The following is a 14,776-nucleotide window of genomic DNA, read 5'->3' as shown; positions in this document are numbered from 1 at the left end:
AACTTCGTAATGAATTACGTGTTCACTCGTTGAGACTTGGTATTCATTTATTGTCCGAAGACATTAAGAATCCATGTCACTTTGAGTGCCCACACAGATTGTCTGATAAATTGTTAAAGAGCAGTGCAACGCGGCTTTCAGCTCACCGTTGCGAGGTGGCGTATATTACGCCTTCCTCATTCAGAGTCAAGCGTTTATTTTCGCTTTTCTCTGTTGGCGTTCATCTCTGAACCCCGCTAACCCGGCGGCTTGTAAGCCGTTGTTCCGTGTCAGTGGAGGCGCATTATAGGGAGTTATTCTGAAGTGACAAGAGGAAATTTAAAAAAAGTTTCTGACCGTGTTTTTTTTCACCAAAACCTACGTAATCAAGCTACAAATTGTTCTATTTGATGTATTTGCAACCACAATCACACTCCAGATGGCATACTTACCAGCATGAACAAATAAGGAATAAGAGCGATGCCCTTAAGCGCACAACAGCTGGCAGCACAAAAAAACTTATCGTATGTGCTGGCAGAAAAGCTGGCTCAGCTGATCTTAGCGGGTAAATATGCCCCTGGTTGTATCTTGCCAGGTGAAATGGAACTGGGTGAACAGTTTGGGGTAAGCCGTACAGCCGTTCGCGAAGCGGTGAAAACATTAACGGCCAAAGGGATGGTATTACCACGCCCGCGCATCGGGACTCGCGTTATGCCGCAGGGCAACTGGAATTTCCTCGACCAGGAGCTGCTCTCCTGGTGGATGACGGAAGATAACTTCCATCAGGTTGTCGATCATTTCCTGGTGATGCGCAGCAGTCTTGAACCGCAGGCCTGCCTGCTTGCCGCCACGCTAGGTAGTGCAGAACAGAAGGCAGAGCTGAACACCTTAATGGAAGAGATGGTCTTCCTGAAGAAGCACTTCAATCGCGAACGCTGGGTTGAAGTGGACATGGCCTGGCACGAGCACATCTATTATATGAGCGGCAATCCGTTCCTGACCTCGTTTGCATCTCTGTTCCATTCGGTTTATCACACCTACTTTACCTCTATTACCCAGGACGAAGTGGTGAAGCTGGATCTGCATCAGGCCATTGTTGATGCGATTCAGGACAGTGACGGGCAACGCGCCCTGAGAGCATGTCAGGCATTGCTGGCAGCACCAAACCACCAGCAGGAAAATAAATGACCGAGAAAAAAGCACGCAGCATGGCCGGATTGCCGTGGATTGCAGCCATGGCGTTCTTTATGCAGGCGCTGGATGCCACCATCCTTAATACCGCTCTCCCCGCGATTGCCCACAGTCTTAACCGCTCCCCGCTGGCGATGCAGTCTGCCATTATCAGTTATACCCTGACGGTGGCAATGCTTATCCCGGTGAGCGGCTGGCTGGCAGATCGCTTCGGCACCCGCAAAGTCTTTATGCTGGCCGTGACCCTGTTTACCCTCGGCTCCCTGGCCTGTGCACTTTCTACATCCTTAACGCAGCTGGTCATCTTTCGCGTACTTCAGGGGGTTGGCGGGGCGATGATGATGCCCGTTGCACGTCTGGCGCTATTGCGTGCCTATCCGCGCAGCGAACTGCTTCCCGTGCTTAACTTCGTTACCATGCCTGGGCTGGTTGGCCCGATCCTGGGCCCGGTCCTGGGCGGTGTGCTTGTCACCTGGGCAAGCTGGCACTGGATATTCCTGATTAACATTCCGATTGGTATCGCAGGGCTTCTCTACGCCCGCAAATATATGCCGAACTTCACCACCCCCAAACGCAGCTTTGATATGGGGGGCTTTTTCCTGTTTGGCCTGAGCCTGGTGCTGTTCTCCAGCGGGATGGAGTTATTTGGCGAGAAGATCGTGGCAACGTGGATAGCGGTATCCATTATTCTCAGCGGCATTCTGCTTTTGCTTCTTTATATACGTCATGCACGCCGTCACCCGACACCACTAATCTCTTTATCTCTCTTTAATACGCGAACATTTTCAGTGGGTGTTGCCGGAAACATTGCCTCTCGGTTGGGTACAGGTTGCGTTCCCTTTCTGATGCCGCTGATGTTGCAGGTCGGTTTTGGTTACCCGGCGTTGATTGCCGGCTGCATGATGGCCCCCACGGCGATGGGGTCGATTCTGGCGAAATCGACTGTAACTCAGGTGCTGCGCTGGTGCGGTTATCGTAAGACGCTGGTTGGTGTGACCGTGTTTATCGGCCTGATGATTGCACAGTTCTCGCTGCAATCCGCAGCATTACCGGTCTGGATGCTGATCCTGCCGCTGTTTGTTCTGGGCATGGCGATGTCTACGCAGTTCACCTCGATGAATACCATCACGCTGGCAGACCTGACGGATGAGAACGCCAGCAGCGGGAACAGCGTACTGGCGGTGACTCAACAGTTGTCGATAAGCCTGGGGGTAGCCGTGAGTGCGGCGGTACTGCGGTTCTATGAAGGATTCGACAGCGCAAACACCGTCGAGCAATTCCATTACACCTTTATCACGATGGGCGCGCTTACCGTTGTCTCTGCACTGGTCTTTATGTTGCTAAAACCCAAAGATGGTCGAAACCTGATCAAAGAGCGCCACAAACCAAAGGCTAAACCGAACCCCGTTCCATCAGAACAGGAGTAAGCTGCAAACGTTGCTGTTGCAGCGCGGGCTGTGCCATACGATGAATCAACACATCGATGGCCAGCTCGCCCAGTTCATCCTTGGGCTGATGGATGGTGGTAAGCGGCGGCGTCATATAGCGCGCCAGTTCGATGTCATCGTAGCCGATCACCGCCATATCATCAGGAATGCTCAGTCCGGCCTGATACAACGCCTGATAAGCACCAAATGCCATCGCATCGTTACCAATAAATACCGCCTGCGGACGTTGTGCTTGTGCCAGCAGCTTTTGCATGGCCTCTAAACCGCCGTTAAATTCAAAGTCACCGGTAATGCAATATCCCTCAGGAATGGAAAGCCCTGCCCGCGCCATCGCGGAAAGGTATCCTTCAAGACGTAACCGGGCCGGCGTTTTATCCAGCGGCCCCGTGATACAGGCAATACTGGTGTAGCCTTTATTGATCAGGTATTGCGTTGCCATATCGCCACCCAGCAACGAGTTATCCTGAATCAGGTCGCTGGTGCCATCGAACGGTGCCCAGTCCATCATCACCGTAGGAATAGAAGGGTAGCGCTGAATAATCTCTTTCGAGGGCTGATGCGTTTCGGTACACAGCAGTAGTAGCCCGTCGACGCGTTTTTGCATCAGTGTTTCAAGGTTACGGTTCATGCGCTGCTCATCGCCTTCGGTATTACACAACACCAGGCTGTAGCCGCGCTCAAAGCAGCTGCGTTCGACGCCGCGCACAAGTTCAGAATAGAAAGGGTTGGTACTGGCGGTAATAAGCATCCCGATGGTGCGGGTCTGGTTGAGCTTCAGACTACGGGCCAGCGCCGACGGCGCGTAATTGAGATCTTTTACTGCGGCTTCGACTTTTTCCCGAATCGCCTCACTGACAAAGCGATCGTTATTGATAACGTGGGAGACAGTAGAAGTAGAAACGCCCGCCATGCGGGCGACATCTTTCATTGTGGCCAAGCGTTACCCCTGCTGACTTAAGAATTCATCGATCTCTTTACGCCACGGAACGGAAGGCTGCGCACCTTTGCGGGTGACCGCGATAGCGGCAGCGGCATGAGCAAAACGAATAGCCTGATCCTGCGCCTTACCTTCCAGCAACGCCGTCACCAGCGCACCATTAAAGGTATCCCCGGCCGCAATGGTATCAATCGCTTTCACCTTAAAGCCCGGCACGCGACGGCCTTCGCCGTTGACGCTGGCCCACACACCGCGGCTGCCGAGGGTAATGATAACGTTGCCGATACCTTTGTCGTGCAGCGCGTTCGCCGCACGCGCCGCATCGTCGTCATTTTCCACACGAATACCGGTCAGCTTTTCAGCTTCGGTTTCGTTAGGGGTGATGATATCCACCAGCGCCAGGAGCTCATCAGATAATACACGGGCAGGCGCCGGATTAAGTACGACAGTGGTATGATTTTCATGCGCAATTTTGGCCGCAGCCAGTACGCTTTCCACCGGGGACTCCAGTTGCATTAATAATGCTTCTGCACTGGCAATAATGTCGCGCTGCGCTTCAACGCGTTCGGTTGTCAGCGCCGCATTAGCCCCAGCATGAATACCGATGACATTCTCACCTTCCGCATTAACGAAAATCAGCGCTACGCCGGTTGATTCCCCGGCCACCACGCTTACTGGCGCAATATCGATGTTGTCGCTTGCCAGTTGTTTACGTACGCGTTCACCCGTGTCGTCATTACCCGTACAGGCAATAAACGCAATCTGTGCGCCGCTGCGACCGGCAGCAACGGCCTGGTTTGCGCCTTTACCGCCGAAAGCCACCTGATACTGGTTGCCGGTGACGGTTTCGCCAGGTGTCGGGAAAGATTCAAGGTTAAGAATGTGATCGGCATTGATACTGCCAAGAACAACGAGGTTGCCAGCGGTTTTCATGTATGAGGTGTCCATCTGAGAGCGCCACCGGGATTAACCGGTGGCGTATGCCACACTTTTCTTTGTATTTGTCCATCAGGCCGCCAGTGACGGCCTGAATCGCATATTACTGCTTGATGACCAGTTTCAGGTCAACTGGATATTTTGCCTGAACCTTTTCGCCCTTCAGCACTTTATCAGCAGTCTGAACACCTGTTGCGCCAATCTGCTCAGGCAGCTGAGCGATGGTCGCAGCCAGTTTGCCATCATTTACTGCTTTTTCACCATCCGGAGTACCGTCAAACCCGACAACCATCACATCAGATTTACCGGCAGTTTGCAGAGCACGCAGCGCACCCAGTGCCATTTCGTCGTTCTGTGCGAATACAGCCTGTACATCAGGATGTGCGGTCAGCAGGTTCTGCATGACGTTCAGACCTTTAGTACGGTCGAAGTCGGCAGGCTGGCTGGCCAGAACGTTAAATTTGTGTGCTGCAACAGCTTGCTGGAAGCCTTCGCCACGTTCACGGGCAGCGGAGGTACCGGCGATACCCTGCAATTCAATAACTTTCGCGCCTTCACCGGCTTTCTTCGCGATGTAATCACCCGCGATTTTGCCGCCCAGAACGTTGTCAGATGCAATGTGGCTGACGACCTCACCTTTAGATGCCTGACGGTCCAGGGTGATCACCGGGATTTTCGCCTGGTTTGCCATTTTCACGGCGTTACCCACAGCGTCGGAATCGGTTGGGTTGATCAGCAGGATTTTGGTGCCACGAACGGTCAAGTCCTGAACGTTAGCCAGTTCTTTCGCCGGGTTGTTCTGGGAATCCAGCACCACCAGGTTGTAGCCCAGTTTGTCTGCTTCTTTCTGCGCGCCATCCTTCAGAGAGACGAAGAACGGGTTGTTCAGCGTGGAGATAACCAGCGCGATGGTGTCTTTCGCCATTGCGTTAGCACTTACGGTTGCGCTCAGCGCCACAGCAGAAACCAGGGTAGCCAGTTTTTTCATGTTCATATCTAAGATGTCCTGTAGTGTCGTCAGTTACTGTTTTTTGTTGTCTACCAGTACCGCCAGCAAAATCACCACTGCTTTAACGATCATCTGGTAATAGGAGGAAACACCTAATAAATTCAAACCATTATTCAGGAAACCGAGGATCAGTGCGCCGATCAATGTCCCAACAATGCGACCTTTACCGCCCGCAAGACTCGTACCGCCCAGAACCACTGCCGCAATGGCATCCAGCTCATAACCTGTACCCGCCGTAGGTTGCGCCGAAGAGAGACGCGCTACTTCGATGATGCCTGCCAGGGACGCCAGCAAACCGCACAGGGAATAGACGATAATTTTGACTTTATTAACGCTGATACCAGAAAGGCGCGTCGCGGCTTCGTTACCACCCAGCGCATAGATATAGCGACCCAGACGGGTGTGGTGCAGCATGTACCACGCCGCCAGGAAGACGATACCCATGATCCAGACCGGCGTCGGGATACCCAGCGGGCGACCGATACCGAACCAGCCAAACAGATCGGCGTTATCCGTAAATCCGGTGTTCACCGGGCTGCCGTTGGTGTAAACCATGGTCACACCGCGCAGCAGCAGCATCATCACCAGCGTGGCGATGAACGCCTGGACGCGGCCTTTCGCCACAATCACACCGGTCACGGCGCCAATCGCCGCACCTGCAGCCAGGGCCGCTGCAACGGCCACCAGCGCGTTGACCTCAATCCCTACAATTGAAGCCGCAATTGCACCGGTAAGCGCCAGCAAGGAACCGACGGACAGGTCGATCCCCGACGTCAAAATCACCAGCGTCATGCCGACCGCCATAATGGCGTTCACGGAAGTCTGCTGAAGAATGTTGAACAGGTTATTAACGGTGAAAAAGTTTGGGCTCATGGTCGACACAATCGCAATCAGCACCAGCAGGGCAATCAGCGATTTTTGTTCCAGCAGCCAAGCCTTTGTGAAATAACGGCGACCAGAAACAGCCTGGGTAGTCATCTTCTTACTCCTGATTCACGCGATTAAGCTTGCCCACAGCGGCAGCCATCAGAACTTCCTGGGTGGCCTGCTCGCGAGTGAATTCTCCGCCGAGATGCCCTTCATGCATGACGATAATGCGATCGCTCATGCCTAATACTTCTGGCATCTCGGAAGAGACCAGAATGATGCTCAGACCGTCGGCCTTAAACTGGTTAATCAGCTGATAGATCTCTTTTTTCGCGCCCACGTCCACACCACGGGTTGGCTCATCAAGGATCAGCACTTTCGGGCGCGTCATCAGACCACGCGCAATCGCCACCTTCTGCTGATTACCGCCGGACAACAGGCCGATTGCCTGCTCCATCGACGGGGTTTTGACGTTAAAGAGACGGATAAAATCGCTGACCGCCTGCTGCTCGTCTTTGTGCTTCAGGGTGCCGCCGCTATGGCTGAAATAGCGCAGTGCGGTCAGCGACATGTTCTCTTTCACCGACATGCCCAGCACTAAGCCGTCGCGCTTACGGTCTTCAGAAATATAGACGATGCCATTCGCCAGACCATCTTGCGGAGAGCGAGTGACAACTTCATGGCCATCAAGAGTGACGTAACCGCTGGTGCGCGGCAGTGCCCCGTAGAGCACTTTCATCAGCTCGGTACGCCCCGCGCCCATTAGGCCCGCCACGCCGAGGATTTCACCCTGACGTAGGGTAAAGGTCACATCGTTCACACCCGGGCCGCAAAGGTTGTCCACCTTCAGGCGGATTTCACCCGGCGCTTTATCCAGATGTGGGTACTGATCTTCGAGCTTACGTCCCACCATCATTTCGATCAGGGTATCTTCGGTCAGCGAAGCCACTTCGCGCTCGGCAATAAACTGCCCGTCGCGGAAGACAGTGACGTCGTCGCAAATCTCGAAGATCTCTTTCATGCGGTGAGAGATATAGACAATCCCGCGCCCCTGCGATTTCAGCTCGCGGATAACACGGAACAGGGATTCGGTTTCGGTATCAGTCAGGGCGTCGGTCGGTTCATCCATAATAATGACTTTCGACTCAAAGCTCAGCACCTTAGCGATTTCCACCATCTGCTGATCGCCGATGGAGAGGTCGCCCACCAGGCGGTCGCTTTTAAAGCGCAGGTTCAGCTTCGCCAGCAGTTTGTCCGCTTCGGCGTACATCGTTTTCCAGTCGATTTTGCCAAACCGGTTAACGAATTCGCGGCCGAGGAAGATGTTCTCCGCAATGGTGAGTTGCGGGATCAGATTCAGCTCCTGGTGGATAATGCCGATACCGGCTTCCTGGGATGATTTCGGGCCGTTGAAGGTGGTTTCTTTACCCAGCCAGGTGAGTGAGCCGGCATCGCGTTGATAGATACCGGTCAGCACTTTCATCATGGTGGATTTGCCAGCGCCGTTTTCGCCCACCAGCGCCATCACGCGCCCGGCGTATACGTTCAGCGCGGCACCAGAGAGGGCTTTTACGCCAGGGAACGATTTATCGATCCCTTTGAGTTGCAATAATGCGTCCATGATGGCCTCAGAAGGTGACGCCAGCACAGAGAATAATATTCGCATACGGGGAACACTCCCCGCTGCGAATCACCGCCTGACTGTCTGCGGTTTGTTGTTTGAACTGTTCGTGCGTTGTGTAACGAATTTCTATGGTGTTTCCCTGGTGTTGTTGCAGTTGCTCAATGTGGCTGAGCAACGTTTCGTGGAGTTGCGGATTATGTTGTTTGATCTCCGTCGCGAGAATGGCCGCCTCAACCTGCATCTCCGCGGTCACCACGTCCAGTACCTGCATAAACGAAGGAACACCCTGCGTTAACGCCATATCAATACGGGTTGTGCTGTGCGGAACCGGTAAGCCTGCATCGCAAACCACCAGCGTATCGGTATGTCCAAGACGGGAAATAACCGATGAGATTTCTGAGTTGAGTACAGTGCCTTTCTTCATTTTCTTGCTCCACTAGCGAAACGTTTCGCTGAAAACAGTGTAGACCCACTGGTGTTCAGAAAACCATCATGACGTAACAGATTTGTGATCAACGTCGAAACGTTTCGCTAAGTGAAATGTGGAGAGGTAAATGCAAAACGGTAACCCTTAGGTTACCGTTTTTTATGGTTGCGCCCTCTCCCCGTGGGAGAGGGTTGAGGACTTAAATCTCGACCTGTGTCCCAAGTTCAATCACGCGGTTAGGCGGGATCTCAAACTGGTCTGGCGCACGCAGGGCGTTACGTTGCAGGATAAGGTACAGTTTGCCACGCAGACGCAGATACCACGGCCGCTTACCGATAATCAGCGACTCGTGGGACATGAAGAACGAGGTCTCCATCATACGGCAGCTCAGCCCTTCCAGACCGCAGCGGTGGAACACCTCTTCCACGTTCGGCGTTTCGCGCCAGCCGTAACTTGCCACCACGCGCCAGAAGGTAGGCGACAGCTGCTCAATCTGCACGCGACGTACGTTATGAACATACGGCGCATCTTCGGTACGCAACGTCAGCAGGATCACGCGTTCATGCAGCACCTTGTTGTGCTTGAGGTTATGCATCAGCGCGAACGGGATAACGTTCAATGCGCGCGACATATACACCGCAGTACCCGGAACACGCACCGGCGGGGATTTCTCCAGGGAAACAATCATCGCTTCCAGAGAGTTACCGTGTTCATGCATCCGACGCAGCAGACGGAAGCGTTCGCTCTTCCACGTTGTCATCACAATAAACATCACCAGACCCAGCGTCAGCGGCAGCCAGCCACCGGAAACAATCTTGTCGAGGTTGGCGGAGAACAGCGGCACGTCGATGCACAGGAAGCCCACCAGAATCATTCCCACCAGGAATTTATTCCAGTGCCAGTTCCGGTAAGCCACAGTTGTGGAGAGGATCGACGTCAGCACCATGGTACCGGTCACGGCAATACCGTATGCCGCTGCCAGGTTGCTGGAGTGCTCGAAACTCACGATGACAATCACCACGGCAAAGTAGAGCAGCCAGTTAATGAAAGGAATGTAGATCTGGCCCGACTCCATTTCTGAAGTGTGGATAATGCGCATTGGCGAGAGATAACCCAGACGCACGGCCTGCCTAGTCAGAGAGAACACGCCGGAAATAACCGCCTGAGACGCAATAACGGTCGCCAGGGTGGCGAGGATCAGCATCGGTACCAGCGCCCAGTCAGGTGCCAGCAGGAAGAACGGGTTCTTAATGGCTTCCGGGGTTTTGAGCAACAACGCGCCCTGGCCGAAGTAGTTCAGCACCAGTGACGGCAGCACCACGGCAAACCATGCCACGCGGATAGGCAGTTTCCCGAAATGCCCCATGTCCGCATACAGCGCTTCAACACCGGTAATAGAAAGAACGACCGCGCCTAATGCAATAAACGAAACGGTTTTGTATTCAAGGAAGAAGTTAACAGCCCAGAGCGGGTTCAGGGCGTGCAGCACTTCCGGGTTCGCAATAATGCTGCGCAACCCCAGCGCTGCCAGGATCAGGAACCAGGCCAACATAATCGGTGCAAACAGCTTTCCGACAAGCCCGGTGCCGTGCTTCTGGATAGCAAACAGCAGCGTCAGAACAATAATGGCCAGCGGGACAACCCACGTATCAAGCTGCGGCGCGATAATTTCCAGCCCCTCTATTGCCGAGAGAACCGAAATCGCCGGGGTGATCACCACCTCACCATAGAAGAAGCTGCCGCCAATCAACCCGATGATCACCAGCACCGAGGTCATTTTGGCCGACGTGTTACGCCCGGCAAGAGACATCAGCGTCAGGATACCGCCTTCGCCTGCATTATCTGCACGCATAACAAAGGAGAGATATTTAACGGAAACAACCAGGATCAGCAGCCAGAAGATGAGTGACAAAAAGCCAAATACAGCGTCACGTTCAACACCAAAACCAAACTGACCGGACAGACATTCACGAAGCGTATAAAGCGGGCTGGTGCCGATATCACCGTAGACAACCCCGATCGCCGCAAGCGTTATTGCGGGTAATGATTGCTTATTATCAGTGCTCATAGACTAGTCTTTTCGTTTGTATAACAAATGTGTGCTTAGTCCCTTGGCCCACAAAAAGCGCACAGTATGCACGATTAATTGCAAAATCGTACCCCTAAATGCAACCGCGTTAATGTAGCGCAAAGAAAATAGCGCCGCACTTCAGTCTATTACCAGCCCTGACTGAAACGTCTATACTCGCTTCAATTGGCCGCCACGACGGCGAAAGGATGCAAAACTATTATGGCTCACTCACATTTATTAGCAGAAAGAATTTCCCGCCTCAGCAGCGCGCTGGAAAAAGGCCTTTTCGAGCGTAGCCACGCCATTCGCCTGTGTTTACTGGCGGCGTTGAGCGGTGAAAGTGTATTTTTGCTTGGCCCGCCGGGGATCGCGAAAAGCCTGATTGCCCGTCGGCTGAAGTATGCTTTCCAGAATGCCCGTGCCTTTGAATATCTGATGACCCGATTCTCTACCCCGGAAGAGGTTTTCGGTCCGCTTTCCATTCAGGCCTTAAAAGATGAAGGGCGCTATCAGCGTCTGACGGAGGGTTATCTCCCGGAAGCAGAGATAGTGTTTCTCGATGAAATCTGGAAAGCCGGCCCAGCCATTCTGAACACTCTACTTACGGCAATTAACGAGCGTCGCTTCCGTAACGGCGCCAGTGAAGAAAAAATCCCGATGCGCCTGCTGGTGGCTGCCTCCAACGAACTGCCGGAAGCCGACAACAGCCTGGAAGCACTTTACGACCGTATGCTGATCCGTCTGTGGCTGGATAAAGTCCAGGATAAATCGAACTTCCGCTCGATGCTGGTCAGCCAGCAGGATGAAAACGAAAACCCGGTATCCGCATCGCTTCAGGTCACCGACGAGGAATACCATCAGTGGCAGCAGGAGATCGGCAAAATCAAACTGCCAGATGCCGTCTTTGAGCTGATCTTCATGCTACGCCAACAACTCGATTTACTGCCTTCGGCGCCCTACGTTTCCGATCGTCGCTGGAAAAAAGCGATCCGCCTGTTACAGGCCAGCGCCCTGTTCAGCGGGCGCGATGCCGTTGCGCCCATTGACCTGATCCTGCTGAAAGATTGTCTGTGGCATGACGCAGAAGGCATGAACCTGATGCAACAGCAGCTTGAAATATTGATGACCGGGCAGGCCTGGGGGCAGCAGTCAATGCTCAACCAGCTCGGTGCCATTGCCCAGCGTAGGATGCAGCTCCAGCAGCAGCAAAGCGATAAAACAGCGCTCAAGGTTAACCGTCTTGGCGGAATGTTTGCCCGTAAGCCGCATTACGAGCTGCCAACTGAGCTCACTGCTACCTCTCTCACGCTTCTGCTCCAGCAACCGCTAAAACTCCACGATATGCAGGTGGTGCACATTACCCTTGAGCGCGAGGCATTATCGCAGTGGCTGGATAAGGGCGGCGACATCCGCGGCAAGCTCAACGGCATTGGTTTTGCGCAACTGCTGAATATGGAAGTGGATACCAGCCAGCATCTGGTGCTTCGCGATGTTAGCCTGCAAGGTTCCCGCCTTGCGTTACCCGGCACGGCGTCAGACAGCGTGCCGGAAGAGATCAAACAGCAGCTGGAAGCGCTGGATACCGAATGGCATCAGCAACATACCCGCTTCAGCGAACAGCAGAAGTGTCTGTTTATTCACAGCGACTGGTTAGGGCGCATTGAAGCCAGCCTTCAGGACGTGGGCGCGCAGATCAAACAGGCGCGTCAATGCTAACGCTGGATACGCTTAACGTCATGCTGGCGGTCAGTGAGGAAGGATTGATCGAAGAGGTCGTCATTACTCTGCTGGCCTCCCCACAGCTGGCGGCCTTCTTTGAAAAATTCCCCAGACTCAAAAAGGCCATGACCGACGATCTCCCGCGCTGGCGGGATAATCTGCGTAAGCGCTTAAAAGAGACGGAAGTCCCGCCTGAACTCACCGAAGAAGTGGCGTGCTATCAGCAGTGCCAGCGGTTATCCACGCCACAGTTTATTGTTCAGCTGCCACAAACCCTGACCCTGCTGGATAAAGTCCACTCTCCGTTTGCCAGCCAGGCCAGAACGCTGGTCACCGATAACGCCACCTTTACTCCGGCACTGCATACTCTGTTTTTACAGCGCTGGCGGCTCAGCCTGGTGGTGCAGGCGACAACCCTTAACCAGCAGCTGCTGGATGAAGAGCGTGAACAGCTCCTGAGCGAAGTACAGGAGCGTATGACGCTCAGCGGCCAACTGGAGCAGGTGCTGGTAGAAAACGAAAACGCGGCCGGACGCCTGTGGGATATGAGCGCCGGGCAGCTGCGGCGCGGTGATTACCAGCTGATCGTAAAATACGGCGACTTTCTCACGCAGCAACCTGAACTCATGAAGCTTGCAGAGCAGTTGGGTCGTTCGCGGGAGGCGAAATCCGTCCCGAAAAAAGATGCACCAATGGAAACCTTTCGCACGCTGGTGCGTGAACCGGCGACGGTGCCTGAACAGGTTGATGGATTACAGCAGAGCGATGATATTTTGCGCCTGTTACCAACGGAGCTAAGCACGCTGGGTATTACCGAGCTGGAGTACGAGTTTTATCGTCGGCTGGTGGAAAAGCAGTTGCTCACGTACCGGCTACATGGCGAATCCTGGCACGAAAAAATCAGCCAGCGTCCGGTGGTGCATCAGGACTTTGATGAGCAGCCACGCGGGCCTTTTATTGTGTGCGTGGATACTTCCGGTTCGATGGGCGGTTTTAATGAGCAATGCGCGAAGGCCTTTTGCCTGGCACTGATGCGCGTGGCCCTGGCCGACCGACGTCGCTGCTTTATTATGCTGTTTTCCAGTGAAGTGGTGGGTTACGAACTGACGGGGCAACAAGGCATTGAGCAGGCCATTCGTTTCTTAAGCCAGCGTTTTCGTGGTGGTACCGATATGGCGAGCTGCTTTCGCGCCATTATCGAACGTATGCAGGGTGGCGACTGGTACGATGCCGATGCTGTGGTGATCTCTGACTTTATTGCCCAGCGGCTGCCGGATGATGTGGTAAATAAAGTGAAGGTGTTACAGCGCGAACATCAGCACCGTTTTCATGCTGTGGCGATGTCCGTAAACGGAAAACCCGGCATCATGCGCATCTTCGATCATATCTGGCGCTTTGATACCGGGTTGCGTAGTCGCCTACTCAGACGCTGGCGACGCTAATTAAAGAAGGGAACTGACGCTTTCACGAACCTGCTGCGGCCAAACGCCACACTGAACCTGGCCGATGTGGTCAAGTTGCAGCAACAGCATCGTCAGACGAGACTGACCAATACCGCCGCCGATAGTCTGCGGCATCTCTCCGCGCAGCAACGCCTGGTGCCACTCAAGCTTCAGGCGATCTTCATCACCCGTAACGGCAAGCTGGCGTTTCAGCGCAGCGGCATCAACACGGATACCCATTGAAGAAAGCTCAAATGCATCTTCAAGAACCGGGTTCCAGACCAGAATGTCACCGTTCAGACCCGCAAATTCACTTTCGCCTGCCGTGCTCCAGTCATCGTAATCAGGTGCACGAACGTCATGACGCTTACCATCAGACAGCTTGCCGCCGATCCCCATCAGGAATACCGCACCCAGCTCTTTCGCAATTGCGCGTTCACGGCCTTTAGCATCCAGATCCGGGAAGCGGCTCAGCAGCTCCTGGCTGTGAACAAAGTGGATCGTTTCTGGCAGGAACGGTGCCAGACCAAACTCTTTGCTCACGGCGGTTTCAGTCGCTTTGATCCCGGCGTAGATCGCCTCAACGGTGGATTTCAGCGTACAAATATGGCGCTCGCCATCACCCATTACGCGCTCCCAGTCCCACTGGTCAACGTAGACAGAGTGAATAGCAGAAAGGCGGTCTTCATCGGGACGAAGGGCTTTCATGTGCGTGTAGAGCCCTTCGCCCGCGCTGAAGTCGTGTTGTCCCAGCGTTTGACGCTTCCATTTCGCCAGTGAATGAACCACTTCGAACTGAGCGTCTGGCAGTGTTTTCACTTTCACCTGAACCGCTTTTTCGCAACCAGACAAGTTATCCTGCGTCCCGTCTCCTACGCGGCTTAAGATTGGAGCCTGAACTTCAACCAGGCCGAGTTTATCTTCCAGCTGGCGGGAAAAGTGGGATTTAACGAAGCTGATCTGGCGTTGTTTTGCGATGTAAGCGGTTTTCATTATTTATACTCCTGCGTCCTGTTGGTATTGATTAAGCAACAGAAATGGCACTCAATTCAATAATCCAACAACAAAAAGCCATCTTCACTTTTGATTCGTTAAAATATGACGCTAGAATAGAGTGATTCACTAA

Annotated in this window: 12 protein-coding genes; 4 read left to right on the top strand and 8 right to left on the bottom strand. The window is 53.7% G+C overall.

What is annotated here, in order from left to right:
• The first annotated feature begins 459 nt into the window (after nucleotides 1-459).
• Both F3J30_RS19205 and mdtD read left to right on the top strand, forming a co-directional pair.
• Entirely contained in the window at nucleotides 460-1,167 is a 708-nt protein-coding gene (locus F3J30_RS19205) for a FadR/GntR family transcriptional regulator (RefSeq protein ID WP_166718229.1), read from the top strand.
• On the top strand, nucleotides 1,164-2,597 hold the full coding sequence (gene mdtD, locus F3J30_RS19200) for a multidrug transporter subunit MdtD (RefSeq protein WP_014072422.1): 1,434 nt from the start codon (nucleotides 1,164-1,166) through the stop codon (nucleotides 2,595-2,597). Before F3J30_RS19205 ends, mdtD begins: the two co-directional genes overlap by 4 nt.
• Here mdtD and rbsR read toward each other — a convergent pair.
• The 7 genes from rbsR to kup all read right to left on the bottom strand — a co-directional run bounded on the left by rbsR (nucleotide 2,563) and on the right by kup (nucleotide 10,486).
• A complete protein-coding gene (gene rbsR, locus F3J30_RS19195; RefSeq protein WP_166718228.1) occupies nucleotides 2,563-3,555 on the bottom strand; it encodes a ribose operon transcriptional repressor RbsR in 993 nt (330 codons plus the stop codon). The genes mdtD and rbsR overlap by 35 nt on opposite strands.
• A 3-nt stretch (nucleotides 3,556-3,558) precedes the next feature.
• On the bottom strand, nucleotides 3,559-4,488 hold the full coding sequence (gene rbsK / locus F3J30_RS19190) for a ribokinase (protein ID WP_166718241.1): 930 nt from the start codon (nucleotides 4,486-4,488) through the stop codon (nucleotides 3,559-3,561).
• Between the two features lie 106 nt (nucleotides 4,489-4,594).
• Complete coding sequence (rbsB, locus tag F3J30_RS19185) at nucleotides 4,595-5,485, bottom strand: ribose ABC transporter substrate-binding protein RbsB (protein ID WP_014072425.1); 891 nt, start codon at nucleotides 5,483-5,485, stop codon at nucleotides 4,595-4,597.
• A 27-nt stretch (nucleotides 5,486-5,512) separates the two neighbouring features.
• Nucleotides 5,513-6,478, bottom strand: a complete 966-nt coding sequence (gene rbsC, locus F3J30_RS19180; RefSeq protein WP_006177541.1) for a ribose ABC transporter permease — start codon at nucleotides 6,476-6,478, stop codon at nucleotides 5,513-5,515.
• A 4-nt stretch (nucleotides 6,479-6,482) separates the two neighbouring features.
• Nucleotides 6,483-7,988 carry a ribose ABC transporter ATP-binding protein RbsA gene (gene rbsA / locus F3J30_RS19175; protein ID WP_014072426.1) on the bottom strand — a complete coding sequence of 502 codons (1,506 nt, stop codon included), beginning with the start codon at nucleotides 7,986-7,988 and terminating at the stop codon, nucleotides 6,483-6,485.
• A 7-nt stretch (nucleotides 7,989-7,995) separates the two neighbouring features.
• Nucleotides 7,996-8,415 carry a D-ribose pyranase gene (gene rbsD, locus F3J30_RS19170; RefSeq protein WP_014072427.1) on the bottom strand — a complete coding sequence of 140 codons (420 nt, stop codon included), beginning with the start codon at nucleotides 8,413-8,415 and terminating at the stop codon, nucleotides 7,996-7,998.
• Between the two features lie 202 nt (nucleotides 8,416-8,617).
• Complete coding sequence (gene kup, locus F3J30_RS19165; RefSeq protein WP_014072428.1) at nucleotides 8,618-10,486, bottom strand: low affinity potassium transporter Kup; 1,869 nt, start codon at nucleotides 10,484-10,486, stop codon at nucleotides 8,618-8,620.
• Between the two features lie 222 nt (nucleotides 10,487-10,708).
• On the opposite strand from kup, the gene ravA reads away from it, so the two are divergent.
• Nucleotides 10,709-12,205 carry an ATPase RavA gene (gene ravA / locus F3J30_RS19160; RefSeq protein WP_014072429.1) on the top strand — a complete coding sequence of 499 codons (1,497 nt, stop codon included), beginning with the start codon at nucleotides 10,709-10,711 and terminating at the stop codon, nucleotides 12,203-12,205.
• A complete protein-coding gene (gene viaA / locus F3J30_RS19155) occupies nucleotides 12,199-13,650 on the top strand; it encodes an ATPase RavA stimulator ViaA (protein ID WP_014072430.1) in 1,452 nt (483 codons plus the stop codon). The genes ravA and viaA overlap by 7 nt, the downstream gene beginning before the upstream one ends.
• Here viaA and asnA read toward each other — a convergent pair whose 3' ends face one another.
• Nucleotides 13,651-14,643, bottom strand: a complete 993-nt coding sequence (gene asnA, locus F3J30_RS19150; RefSeq protein ID WP_166718227.1) for an aspartate--ammonia ligase — start codon at nucleotides 14,641-14,643, stop codon at nucleotides 13,651-13,653.
• Between the last annotated feature and the right edge of the window lie 133 nt (nucleotides 14,644-14,776).

It is taken from the genome of Enterobacter sp. Tr-810, assembly GCF_011752765.1.
GTDB lineage: Bacteria > Pseudomonadota > Gammaproteobacteria > Enterobacterales > Enterobacteriaceae > Enterobacter > Enterobacter soli.
The sequence above is the reverse complement of the archived record's forward strand: the minus strand, read 5'-3'. Positions and strand labels throughout refer to the sequence as shown.